20 protein-coding genes are annotated in these 16,031 nt (G+C 39.2%); 1 reads left to right on the forward strand and 19 read right to left on the reverse strand.

The window, feature by feature from the left end; genetic code table 11:
* Positions 1-3: 3 nt before the first annotated feature.
* The 14 genes from V7112_RS08510 to V7112_RS08575 form a co-directional block, all read right to left on the reverse strand.
* Positions 4-1,452, reverse strand: coding sequence for a distal tail protein Dit (locus V7112_RS08510; protein ID WP_335417717.1), 1,449 nt, complete (start codon positions 1,450-1,452; stop codon positions 4-6).
* An 11-nt stretch (positions 1,453-1,463) separates the two neighbouring features.
* Entirely contained in the window at positions 1,464-4,484 is a 3,021-nt protein-coding gene (locus tag V7112_RS08515) for a phage tail tape measure protein (RefSeq protein ID WP_335417720.1), read from the reverse strand.
* Positions 4,485-4,498: 14 nt separating this feature from the next.
* A complete protein-coding gene (locus tag V7112_RS08520) occupies positions 4,499-4,777 on the reverse strand; it encodes a hypothetical protein (protein WP_335417723.1) in 279 nt (92 codons plus the stop codon).
* Between the two features lie 44 nt (positions 4,778-4,821).
* Complete coding sequence (locus V7112_RS08525) at positions 4,822-5,202, reverse strand: hypothetical protein (RefSeq protein ID WP_335417727.1); 381 nt, start codon at positions 5,200-5,202, stop codon at positions 4,822-4,824.
* 48 nt (positions 5,203-5,250) lie between these two features.
* The gene (locus tag V7112_RS08530) at positions 5,251-5,796 is read right to left on the reverse strand and encodes a hypothetical protein (protein ID WP_335417730.1); all 546 of its coding nucleotides are present in this window, start codon (positions 5,794-5,796) and stop codon (positions 5,251-5,253) included.
* 5 nt (positions 5,797-5,801) lie between these two features.
* Positions 5,802-6,215 carry a minor capsid protein gene (locus tag V7112_RS08535; protein ID WP_335417732.1) on the reverse strand — a complete coding sequence of 138 codons (414 nt, stop codon included), beginning with the start codon at positions 6,213-6,215 and terminating at the stop codon, positions 5,802-5,804.
* Between the two features lie 8 nt (positions 6,216-6,223).
* The gene (locus V7112_RS08540; RefSeq protein WP_335417735.1) at positions 6,224-6,685 is read right to left on the reverse strand and encodes an HK97-gp10 family putative phage morphogenesis protein; all 462 of its coding nucleotides are present in this window, start codon (positions 6,683-6,685) and stop codon (positions 6,224-6,226) included.
* The gene (locus tag V7112_RS08545) at positions 6,678-6,995 is read right to left on the reverse strand and encodes a hypothetical protein (RefSeq protein WP_335417738.1); all 318 of its coding nucleotides are present in this window, start codon (positions 6,993-6,995) and stop codon (positions 6,678-6,680) included. Before V7112_RS08545 ends, V7112_RS08540 begins: the two co-directional genes overlap by 8 nt.
* Positions 6,992-7,360 (reverse strand): hypothetical protein, encoded by a 369-nt coding sequence (locus V7112_RS08550; protein ID WP_335417741.1) that lies wholly within the window; start codon positions 7,358-7,360, stop codon positions 6,992-6,994. The genes V7112_RS08545 and V7112_RS08550 overlap by 4 nt, the downstream gene beginning before the upstream one ends.
* A 9-nt stretch (positions 7,361-7,369) precedes the next feature.
* A complete protein-coding gene (locus V7112_RS08555; RefSeq protein ID WP_335417744.1) occupies positions 7,370-7,621 on the reverse strand; it encodes a DUF7210 family protein in 252 nt (83 codons plus the stop codon).
* A gap of 61 nt (positions 7,622-7,682) precedes the next feature.
* A complete protein-coding gene (locus V7112_RS08560; protein WP_335417748.1) occupies positions 7,683-7,967 on the reverse strand; it encodes a hypothetical protein in 285 nt (94 codons plus the stop codon).
* Positions 7,968-8,115: 148 nt separating this feature from the next.
* A complete protein-coding gene (locus tag V7112_RS08565; RefSeq protein ID WP_335417751.1) occupies positions 8,116-9,183 on the reverse strand; it encodes a major capsid protein in 1,068 nt (355 codons plus the stop codon).
* Positions 9,184-9,248: 65 nt separating this feature from the next.
* A complete protein-coding gene (locus tag V7112_RS08570) occupies positions 9,249-9,620 on the reverse strand; it encodes a head decoration protein (RefSeq protein ID WP_335417754.1) in 372 nt (123 codons plus the stop codon).
* Positions 9,621-9,640: 20 nt separating this feature from the next.
* Positions 9,641-10,411: a scaffolding protein gene (locus tag V7112_RS08575; RefSeq protein ID WP_335417757.1), complete on the reverse strand. Its 771-nt coding sequence runs from the start codon at positions 10,409-10,411 to the stop codon at positions 9,641-9,643.
* Positions 10,412-10,577: 166 nt separating this feature from the next.
* Here V7112_RS08575 and V7112_RS08580 point away from each other — a divergent pair, with 166 nt between their 5' ends.
* On the forward strand, positions 10,578-10,901 hold the full coding sequence (locus tag V7112_RS08580; protein WP_335417760.1) for a hypothetical protein: 324 nt from the start codon (positions 10,578-10,580) through the stop codon (positions 10,899-10,901).
* 22 nt (positions 10,902-10,923) lie between these two features.
* Here the strand turns inward: V7112_RS08580 and V7112_RS08585 are convergent, their stop codons facing one another.
* The 5 genes from V7112_RS08585 to V7112_RS08605 all read right to left on the reverse strand — a co-directional run bounded on the left by V7112_RS08585 (position 10,924) and on the right by V7112_RS08605 (position 15,972).
* Positions 10,924-11,961, reverse strand: coding sequence for a phage minor capsid protein (locus V7112_RS08585; RefSeq protein ID WP_335417762.1), 1,038 nt, complete (start codon positions 11,959-11,961; stop codon positions 10,924-10,926).
* A complete protein-coding gene (locus tag V7112_RS08590; protein ID WP_335417765.1) occupies positions 11,961-13,475 on the reverse strand; it encodes a hypothetical protein in 1,515 nt (504 codons plus the stop codon). The genes V7112_RS08585 and V7112_RS08590 overlap by 1 nt, the downstream gene beginning before the upstream one ends.
* 117 nt (positions 13,476-13,592) lie before the next feature.
* Positions 13,593-13,832, reverse strand: a complete 240-nt coding sequence (locus tag V7112_RS08595; protein WP_335417770.1) for a hypothetical protein — start codon at positions 13,830-13,832, stop codon at positions 13,593-13,595.
* Between the two features lie 15 nt (positions 13,833-13,847).
* Positions 13,848-15,107 carry a PBSX family phage terminase large subunit gene (locus tag V7112_RS08600; protein WP_335417773.1) on the reverse strand — a complete coding sequence of 420 codons (1,260 nt, stop codon included), beginning with the start codon at positions 15,105-15,107 and terminating at the stop codon, positions 13,848-13,850.
* A complete protein-coding gene (locus V7112_RS08605; protein ID WP_335417776.1) occupies positions 15,100-15,972 on the reverse strand; it encodes a terminase small subunit in 873 nt (290 codons plus the stop codon). The genes V7112_RS08600 and V7112_RS08605 overlap by 8 nt, the downstream gene beginning before the upstream one ends.
* Positions 15,973-16,031: the final 59 nt, after the last annotated feature.

The following is a 16,031-nucleotide window of genomic DNA, read 5'->3' on the forward strand; positions in this document are numbered from 1 at the left end:
TTTCTACAGGAATTTTGGATGATATTTAACAGTGATTTCCTCAATCGCATCAGCCGGCTCTGCGGCCAGTACATTTTGACCAGGTTTCAATGCAAAGTAGTTCCCGATAAACATCTTTTCTTTTGTGATGTCCTCGCCATTGCGCCTAATGATATCGTTTTGGTTATTAAATTCGACAATATCACCAGCGCGTGCAATGAATGGTATACCTTGAGCTTGTTGATTAAGTCTAAAAATCTTGATATCTTTAACACTTTGACTTGTTATTCGTGTTGATCCATGCGCCCAAAGTTGGACTTGCACTTGTGTGACAGGAGCTGTTGCTATTCCTTCTGTATCGTCCCATGAGCGAAGTCTCGTTGAGTGATGCTTTCCGTTTTCGTCAATCTTAGCAACATAGGCCTCCCATCGTGCCCTTTTTCGTGATAAACGCAAAATTCCGTCAAAGTTTGCCCATACCCATTCAGCGTCCCCACGCTCGTTTATAATATCGTGTCCATTATCATATCGACCGGCTCGCAATGTTGCATAGATGGCCTTTGAATGGGCATATCGTTTTGTTAAAAGTAATTTGGCGACAAATTGGTTGTTAGCATCTAATAAAGCTATCTCAACACTTCCCAAACCACCACTGTAGTCACTACCGCCTTCGCCCATACTTATTCCGATTTGTGAGAGTAACACATCTATCTTAAAGTCTTGCAATGTAGCGCCAATAGACTTTTTGACAGGAGGTCCATGCCATCCATCCCCTGTGCCGTAGTCATCGGTATAAAACTCATATCCATTTGTTTTCATGGTGCCAGAAGCTGTTCCTTGTTCCACACTTGATGATGATGTCCATCCGGTCATTGCGCCCATTTGATCCCATAATATTCTTGTTTCAGGTTCAAATGGTATTTCGTCAACTAACCCATAATTTCCCACGATATTTAAGTCTGTACCGTTTGAAACTGCTACAAAGGTTGTATCTTGCTTCACTTTACATGTAATGATTGGTTCAGTTTCGGCTGTACCTTCTACATTAACGCTTTCACCAATAAGTGTTACTTTTTTTTCCAATCCATATTTGTAGGAGTCGGGGCAGATAAATCGCAAAGTACCATAACCCCGAGTAACGATTTCTTGAAGGTTATTAATCCCACCATCAACGACAGCATAATAGGTACGATTTTGTTCATCATCAAAAATGAGTTCCTCTACATTTTCGGTAATGAGCCATGCAGCTAAATCCTCAGTGAGATTCAAGTAATTAGAAGGATCATCTGCCGAAATCTCTATAGTTACTTCCTCAATGCGAACCTCAGTAGTAGAATCATTTAAAAGAGCACCGGCTCGACCAGGAATAAATATTAGATTCCGTCGGACAGGTGCCCAATATGATCGTTTTCTAGATGTCACTAAGATATAATCCTTTTTTATCCCACGATAACTTAAAGAGTTTTGATACATATAGACACCCCCTAAAATGCAGCTTTTCTATTTTCGTTGAATTCTTGCGCTTCGGTAACGTAGGGTTCAACTGCTAGTCCAACTTCACGCTCATTCATGATGATTGTTGCATTCAAGCCTCGTGAAATACCAATTGAGATTTCCTGTAACAAACGAAGGACCTCCGGATCTACAAAGGAACTATTTCCACCTTGGTTAGTAAAACCATCATCAATTAATCTTAATAAATTTGCCTGTTGCGCCTCAGTTAATAGCATTTCATTCGGCAATGCTCGAATGTCTATTTCATTATGCAGAGGTGCCTGGAAAAGAGAAGACAGTTGTCTTAGCGCATCGCGGCCAGTCCCTCCAGTGTGAAGTTTAGGGATTTGATTGATAGGTTTTTGTCCAATTACTCCACCTGTGTGATATTGTGCAACCCTTGCACCAGTAGTAGTTTGTTGAGTCACTACTACACTTTTGTTAATTGTTCTTCCTAGTTCGTCATTCAACAAGCCAGCTTCATTTATTATCTGTTGCACTCTGCTTTTAACGGATTCTAAATTACTGATTTGGCCGTCTATTGCTCTAATTCCTTCGCGGTATTCTTCGGTGTTTTTAAAAGCCTCATCAGTGTTTTGTTCCATACTTGCTTTTTTAAATCTCAGCTTTGTAATTTCATCTTCAACCGTTTTTAGCCCTTTACCTTTTTCAGCGGTAATACCAGCTTGCTTTAATTCGATTGCGATAAGTTGGTCAAAAAGCTCTTGCTGAGCCTGTATAGTTTCCCTAGTCTTGTCTAGCGACTCTTGTTTTTCGAGGATTAGATTTGCTGCCTCAGAAACCTGACCTTTTGCATATTCTAGATCTTTTTCCAACATTGTTAGTAACTGACCTTGTTCACCCAGCATTTGACTACTATATTGAGATTCATTTTCTTTCATATAATTATATTTTTGTTGAGCTTCATTCACTTGTCTCTGTAAACGATCCACGCTATCAATATGAACTTCTTTTTCACCGTTCAACTTATTGATTTGTTCTATAAGTTGCTTTTCTTCTTTAAGAGCATCTCGATAATTCGTTGAAGTTGCTTGCATTTCAAGCTCAATTTGTTGTTTAAGTGATTCGGCCAGTTCTTTGTTAAATTCCTTTGCAGCGTCTGTGTTTGCCAACAATGCATTTCCTTGTTCGGTAATTGTTACTGTCGCACCTGGTACTACCTCAATGATGGCTCCATTAAGATCAACCAAACGATTCAACTCATCTGCCGATAACCCTGACTTCTCAGCTAATCTATCTTGCTCGTCTCTTAACTGTTTTATTACATCTGGATCTACGGTTTTACTAATCTCTGAATTAATGTCTACAAACCTAGCTAATTCATCGTTAGTAAGTTTGTTTTTCAACTGTAGCTTTTCATATTCCTCGATGTTTGCAGAAAGGGTATCATTTAATTCCTTTTTTGCTTGAATAGCTTCTAAATCTACTTCTCTTGCGGCTGCCATATCCATTGTTACTCCGGCAATAAGGCCACCTAATATGGATAATCCCGCAATTAACCATCCAGCAGGACCTATAGAAACCATTAATCCTTTAACAGCTATGGCAAGTCTGCTTAGGGTTGTAATAGTTAATGCTATTGCAGTGGCAGTTCCAGCAAACGCAATACCCGACTTAACCGTCGAGCTATCCATTTCTGTAATCGTCTCAATAACTTTAGCTCCATGTCGAACAACTTCCGTGAATAATGGCAGAAACTCATTACCAAGTTTAATACCGGCCGTTTCTAGGGCTCCTGTGAATTCTTCATAAGCACCCTTCAAATTATCCATCATTACGTCAGCAGCTTCTTTAGACGCGCCCTCAGAATTTCTCAATGCTTCAGTGAACTCATCTAGCTGATCTACTCCACCATTAATGATAGCAATCATTCCGGAAGCAGCTTCCGTACCTACTAGTTTTGCGATAGTTGCAAGTTTGTCTGCCTTTGTCATACTCTCAGTAGATTTCGTTAAATCCCTTATCATTTGAGACAAACTTTTTGCATTACCACTAGAATCTTTAATGGAGAAACCAAGTTTATTCATGAGTTTTTCTTGTTCTTTAGCAGGGTTATTTAAAGATATTAAGATTTGACGTAAGGATGTACCTGCTTGGCTACCTTCAAGACCAGCATTGGTCATAATTCCGATTGCGGCCGCAACTTCTTCCATGCTAATGCCTAATGAGTTAGCGATAGGAGCCGCATACTTAAACGCATAACCCATGTCATCTACACTTGCTGCTGATACGTTGGCGGCCATCGCAAGAACGTCAGCAACCCTCGTGGCATCGGAAGCTTCGAGTTGGAACGAATTTAGTGCTGCAGCAACAATACCAGCTGTAGTTGCTAAATCACTACCTGCCGCCTCTGATGCAGAAATAACACCCGGCATAGCTGCGATAATCTCATTCACGTTGAAGCCCATCGCGGCCATATCTTCCATACCCAGAGCAACTTCGGATGCAGATTTTGAAGTAGAAGCACCTAAATCCAGGGCAGACTCTTGTAGTCTTTTAAACTCCTCACCTGTAGCTCCTGAAATAGCCTTGACCCTAGACATTTGTTGTTCAAAATCAGCTGCAGTTTTTACACTTATTCCGATACCAGCGACCATTGCAGCACCAATAGCCAATGATGCGGTTTGAATCCGATTTAAATCCTTTTCAAGGTCATGTGAACTTTTACTGGCCTTCTCGATTTCTTTTGTTAATTTATCAATTTCTTTACTATCAAGACCGAGTTTTTTAAGTTCGTCCCTGACTTCATTAAAGTCTTTTTCAAGTAGTTTTGGATTAGTTTTCTTGATTTTTTCATTAATCTTTTCAATTTGAGAGGAGGATAACCCTACATCTTTTAGAGCCTTATTTAAACCGTCAAACCCTTTATTTGTATCTTTAGCTTCCTTGCCAGTTTTCTTCATTTCATCACGGGCTTCATTCATGCCCTTTTTGAATTGCTGAGCTTCGAGCAAGAGCCTTGCTCTTAAATCCCCCAAATCCGTTGACATAGTGTACCTCCTCTCTATCTTCTGTTAACACCCATATTAGTGAGCATTCGAAGCTCCTCGAATTTTTCACGACTGAATTGTTTTTCTGCTGGGGTAGCATCCTTTGGAATGACTTGATTCATGAATTTTTGGTATTCTTCGTCTGGCATATAACGGCTATTAGTCGCTAAACGAATCATGATTTGTTCTAACAACTGGAATGTCTTTTCTTTGGCTTTATCCTCTAAAATGGCTGGCAGATCAACCATGTAATACTCGTTCTGTATAGCCTTTTGAGATACTCCCAATGTCATTGAAGCGCGTCTCAAAAATTCATCTGTAGAAATAAAAGAGCCCTCTACTCCTTTGGTTTTTGGGGTAGAAGGCTCTTGACGTTTTTTACTGCGTCTTGAAGATTATTTTTTTTAATGGTTTTGACTAAGTACTTGATAATCTCATCTAAACCAGCTTTTTCTTCCAAATATTCTGCGTCAATACCACTTAGGACTGAGACTATTTGCACAACCTCATCCATTGCAATTTCACACGCTTGTACGACATATGCATAAAAGTTTTCTTTTGGAGCAAGTATTACTTGCACGATTAATCCTGGTAACTGATCTATGGTGGAAAACAACTTCTTCCACATGCCAGGAGTAAGCTTCTTAACCTCAACTTTCTTATCTCCTAGGTATAAGTTATTTTCATTAGTTAATGTATCTTTAAATTTACTGAGCACTTTAAAAAACCTCCATAAAAAAGAGGAGAGCTTATGCCCTCCATCAAATTAAGCTATAGTTACTGCTTCATCACCTAAGAAATAGAGCAAACCGTCAGTGTCCGGATATCCCACAAATGTTATATTTGCCACTCGTTCGTTATCAGAGTTATAGGTCCATTGGACCTCAGGGAGTGGGCTTCCGATTGGAATGGTAATGTAATCATTCGGAGTTGTTCCAGGTGATGTCGGTTTAACTACTACTTTTTCTGCAGCATTTAATAAATCTAAGCCTGCCTTCGCATAAACGTTTAAACGTCTTTTTACATTTTCGGGATCTGTTATATCTTCACCATATTTACTACCTGGTGTAACTGATCCAAGTTTTTTCAAATCATTGAGTGCAAAGGGTACGACTAATTGGCATGTCCCACCTTTTAAAATTGACTTAACAGGCGTATCACCTAATTGATCCACTGTAATATCTTGTTTTGAAAAGTTGGCACTGAATACAATACCACCCTTCGTAATATCAAAGAGGGTTGGTTCTGTATCACCAAATTCTACTTCAGCAGGACCAATTGGTACATTTATAATCTTCTTTTCTGTAGCCATTTTATCTAACTCCCTTCTTTAAATGGTTGTAGCTTAAATCTGAAATTTGTGGAAAACGTTGGTCTATCATGAATATCCAAACCAATTGGAATCGGATTACTTTGCATGGCACGACTTTCATAAACATAGTTTTGTCCAATTGTATAGTGACCCTTATGGTCTAATGATGCGATAAGACCCTTCGCTAACTTCTCGGTTTCATCCATTTGTGGTGGATCACTTTTGTAATTCTTACCTTTCACAATTACCTGAAATGTAGGGTATTGAATCGGTAAATCAGGATCCGCTTCACTTCCACCTGTCCCAAAAACAAAAAGAGCCGGTAATTGGCTCTCGTCTAAGTCAGGCATGAAATTCGCATCGGGATAAACGTTAAAACCTTGATTGGATAAATAATCAATTAATTCTTTTCCCCTCATCACATCACCTACTTAAATGAGAGTGCTTTTCTCAATTCATCAATGATCAAATTTTCATTGATATTTATGGCGTTTTCTAAATACTTCTTACCAGGCATGTAACCTTTATAAGCAGGTTTACTAGCTGTTTTAGGTCCGGGTTTTTTCATGTATACGACTTTCCCTTTGTTTTTCCCTTTTCTAATCTTACGGAAACCTTCATGCTGTACAGTCGCATACTGGCTCACTTCTGGACTAACACCAAATTCAATATACCTTCGCTTTAATTCCTTTTTGATTTCCCCGACAACTAAAGCAGCTTCTAAATCACCAGATAGTAATGGAGCTAACTTTTTAGCATCTTCAATTATTTTGTTCGCTAAATCAGTTAGTACTTTATCAATCTTCTCTTCCATTTCCTTTTCGATGCGGTCCAAATCTTTGATGGCAGCTTCAATGCCATCGAGGGAGAATATCTCACGACTAGCCATACACTACGACTTTCTTAATGTCGTCAGTTCCGGTTACTTTTTTCGGTTTTATGGCCTTCACATCGTACTTAATCTCTTCACCCTGTTCATTTGTGTAAAGGAAATAGTCTTGAGGTTTGACCGCCTGGGGTCCTTCAAGATGGATTTGGGCAATTGATTCGACCTCTTCACCTTGATCATTTTTGATTACCTTTACCTCTTCTACTACCTTTGCATTTTTGGTAATAGAATCATATTTTGATACACGTCCCCACACATCAAGTACAGCTACCTGATGGATTAGCTTTGCGGGATATCCGAATAGACTCATAGGAGCATCCCCCCTTCAAGGACTACATTTGATTCCTCTTCCTCAATTTCATATAAAGGAGCACCAAGTATGTCTCTCACATCGGGAGCAACCCTTTCCCGAATGCCAAATTCAATACGGTCACCATCTTCGCTAATGTGCTTGAGTCCTTGTTTTTGATATTTTAGGACTGGATCTAATCCCTGCAGTTCCCATATAGCTTGTAATCCAACCGCCTCATCAGTGAGCGCTTCTTCTGGGTACCATTTTTGTAGGTTGCGACTAGCTTGGACTACAGCAATATCCTTTTTAGCAGCATCGTCCCACGCTTTTGAATCTAGGACATTAGCATTAATCCATTGTTCAACCGATTCAACTGTAGGCATCTACTCCACCTACTTCTTTTCAGTTTCTTTTTTGGCATCCTCTTCGGCTTTTTTCTTCGCCTTAGCTTCCGCCTTTTCTTTTTCTTCTGCCTCTTTCTTTGCGAGCTCTTCAGCCAGTTTCTTTGCAGCTTCTTCGTCAACTTTAGCAACGCCCATATCAATCAAGCGTTCACCATCTTCTTTTTTTATCTTCTTAATTGAGTCACCTTCATTAAACCATTTACCGTTGTGTTTAACGCTTCCTAATGCGATTAGGTCCATTTAATCCTCACCCTTTCTTAAAAAACTTAAAAGGGGCACCAGCTAAGCTGATACCCTTAATTTATTTATAGTTGTTAATTATTATGTTTTTTGCCTTATGTTTTATTTCTTCTGATACCCTTGGAGATGTAACAATGAGATTCAATGCCTCTAATTGCATTGAGTTTCCAAATATCTTTTCAGCAAATGAAACTCTAATTAACGAGCCGTTCCTACTATACTTTTTTGATAGCTCATTTACTTTCTCTTCTTTACTTAGATTACTATTGCTATAAACTTCATAATCCTCTACAAAAGATTTCTTTCCAATTGATTTAATTGCTTCATCCAACTGCGTTTTTTTCATAATGTACCCCTCCATAAGGAATTTATAATAATACATTATCATAAAAATTTGCAGTCTGATTTAGCAAATTAAAGCGTTAGAAGTAAGTGTCTGATTAGGGATTATTAAACATTTCTTCTAATCATTAAAAATCAAAGTGTGTACCTACTTAAATTACAGTTGCAGATACTACAGAGTCATTGAATCCAAATGAAGGGAATGCTAGGTTAACACCAATTGTTTCAACACGGATTGGGTGCTCATTCACCTTACGGAAAACGTAGATACCGTTTGAATCTGTTTTCTCAGCTTGAATATCTCCTAGCATTTCCTCAGTGGATTCAGCCCATAGGTAATGGCCAAGTGGTCCCTCTGGAAGCATGACAAAACGGTTTTGTGGAGCCATGCGTAATGTAGAGAATGCTAATTTCCCATTAGTTAGTGCACGATTTTCTAAACGAGCTTGAGTGTCGTATGCTACAACCTTTGGTAAACCAAGTGATTCAAATAGGCTATCTAGTTGAGACTTTGTTAATTGTGGCGGATTAGCTGCACCAGATGGATCACCATGGTAAGCAATACGTACGTTTTTATTTTGTAATAAGTAATTGATAATCTGGCGTGAAGCAAGGGCGCGTGGTAAAGCAATACCTTTATCACCCATGGCATTTACCCATCCTTGAATATCCTCAATCGGGTTAGAGTTCGTAGTGTCACTCCATAAGTCAGTACCACTTAGTACTGGCTTTTGTTCAGCTGTATAACCAAAGTCAACCGAGAATTGGACTCCCCCCTCTGAATAGGTTACTCCACCTGTAGCGATAGACTGCATTGCAATCCATTCTTTACGAGCTTTGATTGCATCAACTGCATAATCGGCATCGTTTAATTGTGTTCGGCGAATTTCAGCAACCTCATTATTGCGAAGGTTACCTTGAAGCAATACACGTACTAACTTTTCATCCATAGCACGGCCACGTTGAATTTTAGGAATAGAGATACTTTGACCTGTCATCCCTTCACGGCTACCGTACTCAACTTGTGTCCCAAGCTCAGCAATTTGCGCCATTACAGGTAATCGAGAGCCCTCGCGCACGATATCAACTGTTAATTCAGACGTTTCACGAGCAGGGAAAAGAAGCTCGTGTAAATAATTTGTTGGTGTTGCAAGATTACGAGAATATACGATTAATTCTTGCCCAGATAATGCTTGTTCCAATCCTAATAGTTCTGGCATTTAGATCATCCTTTCAAAATGTGAATGTAATAGAAAAACCATCCCGTTCATAAAAACGAAATGGTTTAAGCAAATGTGATATTCGGCATTTTGCCTTTTAATGTTGCATCAACAGCTACCGGTAGACGTTCTGAGATAACTTTCGCTACCTCATAACCACCTGTTACTACGTCACCATCAGAAACGTCAATTGTATGCTTTAAAAGTACTGATGGTTTTTCACTACCATCTGCACTAGCAGCATTATAAGGGACATACTTTCCACTCGCCATTTTTGACACTGGCTGGCCTTTCTTCAAGACCTTCTTTCCTTCAACTGCTGTTACAGCTGCTGAATCGATTGTAATACCATTGACTACTTCTCGAACGACTTCATAAGATGCTAAGATTTCATAAGAATCTTGTACTTCAAACTTGTCTTGTGGTTGTAAACGCATGAACAATTCCTCCTTTTAAATTAAGCCCATGGATTATGTGTTTGTGTTTGTTGAACCCCTCGTGATGAGGCTAACTTTTTAATGCTTTCAAGTTGTTCTTTTTGATTCGGTGGATTGTTAGGGATTGAAGCTCCAAAACCACCATTAGAACCCTGCTGTTTAAGAAGATGTGGCTTTTTTGTTTTCAAAGCTTCGAGGGCTTCTTTTACCCCTACGATATTACCCTTCTCATCCTCTTTAACCTGGGTAAGATCGGCAAGTGCTAATGCATCTTCCCAATCAGCGAAGCCGAGTTCATTCGCTTGTACTTTAACCTCGGCATTAACAAGTCGTTTGAAGGTCTTATCTTGTTCAGCTTTCAATTGTTCTTTTAGTTTGGCTTCTACAACAGCATCTACGTCAACTTGATTGGAACCATTACCTTGTCCTTGTCCTGTTCCTGCAGGTGATTCGCTTTTCTTTAATGCTTCTTGCATAGCCTCTACTGAATCAAATCCTAGCTTCTGGGCTAGTTCCTTTTGGCCTTTCTTTTCCGCTCGGCCTAAGCGTTTGTTTAAATCATCTTGTGTTTTAAAGGTAGCGAATGGTTCATCTTCTCCGGCGCCAGCTCCGCCTGCACCAGAACCACCCTCGCCACCGTCGCCCCCATCTCCACCATCACCGGCAAAGAACTGTAAATTGAGACGTTGGAAAGGGATAAACTTCTTTTGCTCCTCTTTTTTCTTTTCAGTGGCAAAGAGTAGCCAGATTGATGCTAATAAAGCGCGAATGTAACTAACTATCTTTTTCATGTGAAACCTCCCGTTTTAGAGCCGTCGCTCGTATTTTCCGTGATGTTCTTTTACGCCTGCAGCACGTAAAAAAGGCAAAATAAAAACACTCAAAAGAGTGTAGAATGCTTATTTAATTTCTACTGACCGCATATACATTAATATAAACAAGTTCAAGGAGGTCTTTATGGACGAATATATTAAGAGCATAAGCGGTAAAAAGTTTTGGATTAATGCCAAACCTGAAGGTGTTGTCAAAGTAATTAATGATAGAGACTTTAAACCTACAACAGATACTCTAAAAAAATGGTTACCACAATTTGAAGAAATCTATTCTATGTTTTATCCTCTCGAAACTTCTGGAGGGTATAGGAAAGAGCCATTTCCCAATGAAGAATGGATTGCTTTCCGCTACATACATACTAATAGAGATAATCACAATAAAGTTAATCCCTTAAAAACTTACTATGCACCAGATTCATGGTTTCGGGATAATGCAAAAATAATTTAATATTATCATCCTGGAGTTGGGATCAACTCCTGTTTTTTATTTCTGATCCTATCCTCCTATAATCCTCTTGCCATTCCTGAAATTTTTTCGTGTTCCTAGCTTTCTGACTAGCAAACGTCCTTAAATCAGGCATATCTGGCATTCTAGATTTATAACGAATCCATTGTTTTCGCGTTTCATTTTGCCTAGACTTTTCTTGCTGCAGCTGCTCATACTTGCGAATTTTTGCTTCTGTTCGATTGTCAGTAAAAGGTCGATTGGAATCCTTGATAGCTTTTTCGATTTCGTCCTCATCGTGATACCTCTCTAACCACGGAGTTGCATTATGAACACAATGGCCATGATAAGGTGGTCTAATATCAAGTTTGGGAAACCGTTTGTCTTTACCACTCACTGAGTAAACACGACCCTGATATTGTGCACATCGTTCACAGGTTATCCCCACGAAATTCACATATACAAGATCCTCGCCATTATTCACCATACGATTGATAGAACCATCTACATGTGCTTGTCGTTGGTGATAATGGATCACATTCGCCATGTACTTTTCCACAGGCATCTTAGTGCCATTTTTATAAACAACACCTGTAATACCCCTGTTGTTAAGCTCAGCGATCGCATCCTTCGTAGCCTTTCTTCTAGATATCCCTTGGACTAAGGACCGTTCATTTGCTCGTTGAACAATTGCCCCGATTCGCTCTTTAACATCTGCAGTCATATGATCTGTCGCTTCAAGAATTCTGTAAAATACCTCGTCCAAAATTTGTTGAACAGCTTCTTGATGGATAACCGATTTTAGCGATTTTTCAACCTCATCTACGCCTTGTGAAATTAGTTGTTCGACCGCTTCATCTGAGCCGTTACGGTACGAATCTTCAATAATTTCGGTGGCTAGTTCTGTTCCTTGCTTTTGGAGTTCACTAATAATACTAAGAATATGTTGCAACAATTGCTGTTGCTTTCTTTTAGCTATCCCATCATCCAAGATATTAATCTTCAGGCGCATTTCCTCACTTGCAACAGTGTACAATTTTATGAGTTTCTCGGTTTTCGTCATTAATCGTCACCGTTTACATTTGTTTTTGGTGGTTGAACATAGTTTGGAGCAAAACTGTTTACAACTTGCTCTTCTTGAATCTTTTCAACTTCAATTAGAATGGCTTTCTCAGACCAATCCGGATGTAAATTACGAATGGTTGTTTCAAGTGATTGAACGCCGCCTTCGTATTTCTTAATTTCTTCTTCATCCTTTTCAGATTCGGCTTTTGGTAGCATATCAGCCCACTCTACAACAGGGTCACTAACGGGATAGCTCGTGCCACCTAAAGCATTTTCGAGAATTACGCACTTTCTAATAGCGTCCTTAATAGCCGAATCAAATTTATCTTTTATGGCTTCCGCTTTAATTACTGACTGGATCCACTCGTAAAGAATGGCAATAGCCGAACGACCGCCTTTTTCTGTATTAACGCCTACAGCTTGAGCAGAAGTTTTCGAGATTGCGAGCATATAATCGATTAGTCTTTGAACATGCTTAAAGGATTCGTCTATTTTTGCGTCCCAGGTAATGTACATCGGGACTGCTCCGTTTTTCTCATCATAGCTAACCACTTCTAAATCAGCATTACGGACAAATCTATCCCCATAATACTTTTGATTTTTATTAGCCACTGTATCCCAAAGAGCTCGAGGTATAGCTAGCTTTGGTTTACCATGCTTTTCAAAAACAACTGAGTCCCTTGTGACGGTCCAGTTGATTTCCTCCTGTATCATATCGATGTTTCGAAGGCCTGAACGCCCCCGAGGAACAAGTAAGGTTTCGTCGTTTGGTATATATCCACACATAAGCTCATTGATGTTATCAAGGATTTGGCTATCCGGAATAATTAAGTTGTAACTGGCAGCGTACTCCTTAATGTCCATCTGCTTATTGACCGTATCTCCGTCCATAGAAAAAACCAACTGCTCTATTAGCAATTGGTTATTATTAAGGCGTTGTCTTTCGACTCTTAGGTATTTGTCTTTGTCGCGTGTTTCTACCCAAGGAATGTCGGCTCCTAAACCGTCATCGTGTTCAAAATATAGGTCTGCAGGCTTCCATTCAAACCATGTGCCTTTTGCATCTCTTCTGATACGATAAGCAACACCGCCATCCACCTGATGTTGGACGATTGCAGCCCAAATATTTTGATTGATTTTAGATGCCTTTTCTACATCTTCTACAAACTGTAGTAAATTCTTATCGTTTTCGGTATCTGCAGAAATATTACCCAATGACCTGTTAATTAGATCCGCTGGCAGCTCAGCGATTACAGATGCAAAGTTTACGACAACATAATGACTAACCGCATGTTTTTGAGCAAGTTTTTCTGCGTTGTTCCTAAAATAGATTCTTTTTGACTTCCTGTACTGATTCTTTAGGCTCTGAACCGTCTGCTCTGCAAATGACTGAGCCCTCGGAAAAATATTTTCATGATTACCCTCGTATAGGTCCCGAAAATATTGTATTTGGTCTACCTCTTCATCGAATGGAGGAGGAGGAAACTTTTGATTTACATAATTAATTGTCATGGTGTCACCTCGCTTTTATTTTCAACTATTGTCTAACCGAAACAGCACCTTATATTCCAATACGAGTTTATTGATTTTGTTTTTGTTTTCATCCATTGACCGATAGATTACATGCAATTATTCTTCGTCTTCAGTACCTGGTATCTCTTTTCGTAATCGTTTCTGGTCCTTAACGAGAACATTAATTTCATCACTCTCGGCATGAAATGGATATTTCGCCAAGCAATTCGGACACACAAAGTAATGAACATAAACCTTCCCTTTGGCTCCATCTGTATATAGCTTTTTCTTTGTCTTTTTTACCTTAATAGGTTTTGAACACTGATCACAAAAACAGTTAAGATTTGATTTTTCCAAAAAAAAACCGCCTTTCTACCATCCAGACGGACGTTGGTTACTGTATTCCATTTCAGGTCTACGTAATGGCTCAGCTGAATATCTAAGTGCTGCCATTGCATCATCAAACACTTCAACTGGTTCATCGAGATAAAGTCCTGTTTTCTTATCCTTTTTCCATGACCATTGTTGAATTTCTTTTGCTGTGTTAACGCAATTTGGATGAATATAGATTTTCCGTTGTTTCAAGTAGTCGATTTGGGCTTGTACACTACCTGGTTCTTTAACAACAGCTACTGCATTATATCCTGCGTTATTCCACATTTGAATTCGATCGGGTTCGGCAGAGTCACAATACATTGTTAAATACTTATTCAGGCCTCTTCTATCTGCTAATTCAATAATCTCACTTGTATCCATTTCATGCACATATATTTCATCACAAATATAAAAATCTCCATCTTTAACACCAACATCCAAAATGGCATTCGCGTGGTTGAACCCAAAGTCTTGAGCATAGTGTTTGGTATCAAACATAGAAAACGATGTATCAAACTCTTGAACTATGAAGTTCTTAAGAATAAGGCCACCAGTTTCTCCCCAATTTCCTAGGCCATAAATCTCATAGCCTTCTGGATCCTGTTCTTTCCTCAACATCATTCGGCGATGGTAAGCATCGTCTATAAATCGATTCTGCAGATAGGTTGAATGGTGAGTCAGAACATCATGATTCACAATATCGAAGTATTTTCGCTTTATCCAGTGCGTAGCTGACACAGGGTTGAAAGTAAACGTGATTTGATAGTAAAGGTTAGGGTTAAGTAAAATCCCCCGTAAACGGTCGTCTAGAATGTCTACATCGGACTCTTGTAATTCCGTTGCTTCCTCAATCCAAATCCAAACCAATTTACCGTGAGCAAAGTTGATTGATTTCAGCTTTTCACGGTCCCTGGCATCATTTACTCCACGAAAAATAACCTCGTTACCTGTAACGCGGCTTTTTAAGGATAGAGGAGATTGACGCATTGCCCAAAATTCTTCTGCTCGTTCTCCGTATATTCGATTGATAGCACCTGTTAATTCTGCATAGGTACTATTCCGGTTTGTTTCGTTAACCTTACGAACACAAAGCAGATTTGCTCCCGCATACTTTGGATCACTTAGCTTTAAAACAAAGTCTTGAGCAATATTTACTGACTTACCCGAACCAGCGCTTCCTCTCAAAGCGCGATATCGCCTTTTAGTTCGGTTAACCTCTCTGAAATGTCTATTCATCGGGACAACGACTTTACTCATCGCCATCATCTCCATAATCAATTTCTATAATTAGAGGTTCTTTTTTGCCAGTTCCATTTCCAATCTTGTTTGTTTCCGTTTTGATTCTTTCTGTTTCTGCTTTTAGTTTTTCTTCCTGCAGCTTCTTACGATCATTTTCGGATAGTAAATCAGTATATTTTGAAAGAAACTCTAAGGCCTTCATCTTGTCAGCGAGTTTTACAGAAACGCCGTCTTTGCCTTTCTTGACTTCTGTAATGATAGTTCCATCAACCTCATCGGAATTCTTAAAGCTTACAAAGCTATGAGGAAACGTTACTTGCTCGCCATTGTCATCCAGTAAAGGTTCACCAGTAATCGGGTTAACTTCAGCTATTTCCATCTGACCAAAATCAACAAAGTCAGTTATGTCAGCAAAGGCTATGTCGATGTACTTCTGTAATACCGCTTGGGCATCCAGCAATACACCATTAAACCTTTCTTGCTTAAGTCGTTCAATCTCTTGTTTAACTCCATCTTTCCCCATCACTCTATAAGCGATTGATTCAGCGGTATTACGATCAACACCATACGCTTTCTGATATGCCTTAGTAGCATTAAAATACTTGATATAGTAAAGGCAAAACAACTTTTGCTTATCATTCAGATCATCATTCTCAATGACCGGCGCAGCAGTATCATCCTTCTTTTTAAGGGTTGCAACCTTTTTTACGGATGCATCTTTTTTAGGTTGCTTGGTTGCATCCTTTTCCGTTAGATCCCTTGACCATCTTTCACGACTCTTTCTGCTTTTCAATGTGCCTAATTTAATATCATATTTTTCGGCCAGTGCCTTTAAGGTGATATTGGTAGATTCATATTCTCTTTTTATTTCTTCCCAATTCATCTACATAGCACCTACCTCCTAATATTTTGGGCATATAAAAAAGCACCCTAATCAAGGTG

It is taken from the genome of Bacillus sp. JJ1566, from assembly GCF_036962685.1.
GTDB lineage: Bacteria > Bacillota > Bacilli > Bacillales > Bacillaceae_L > Ferdinandcohnia.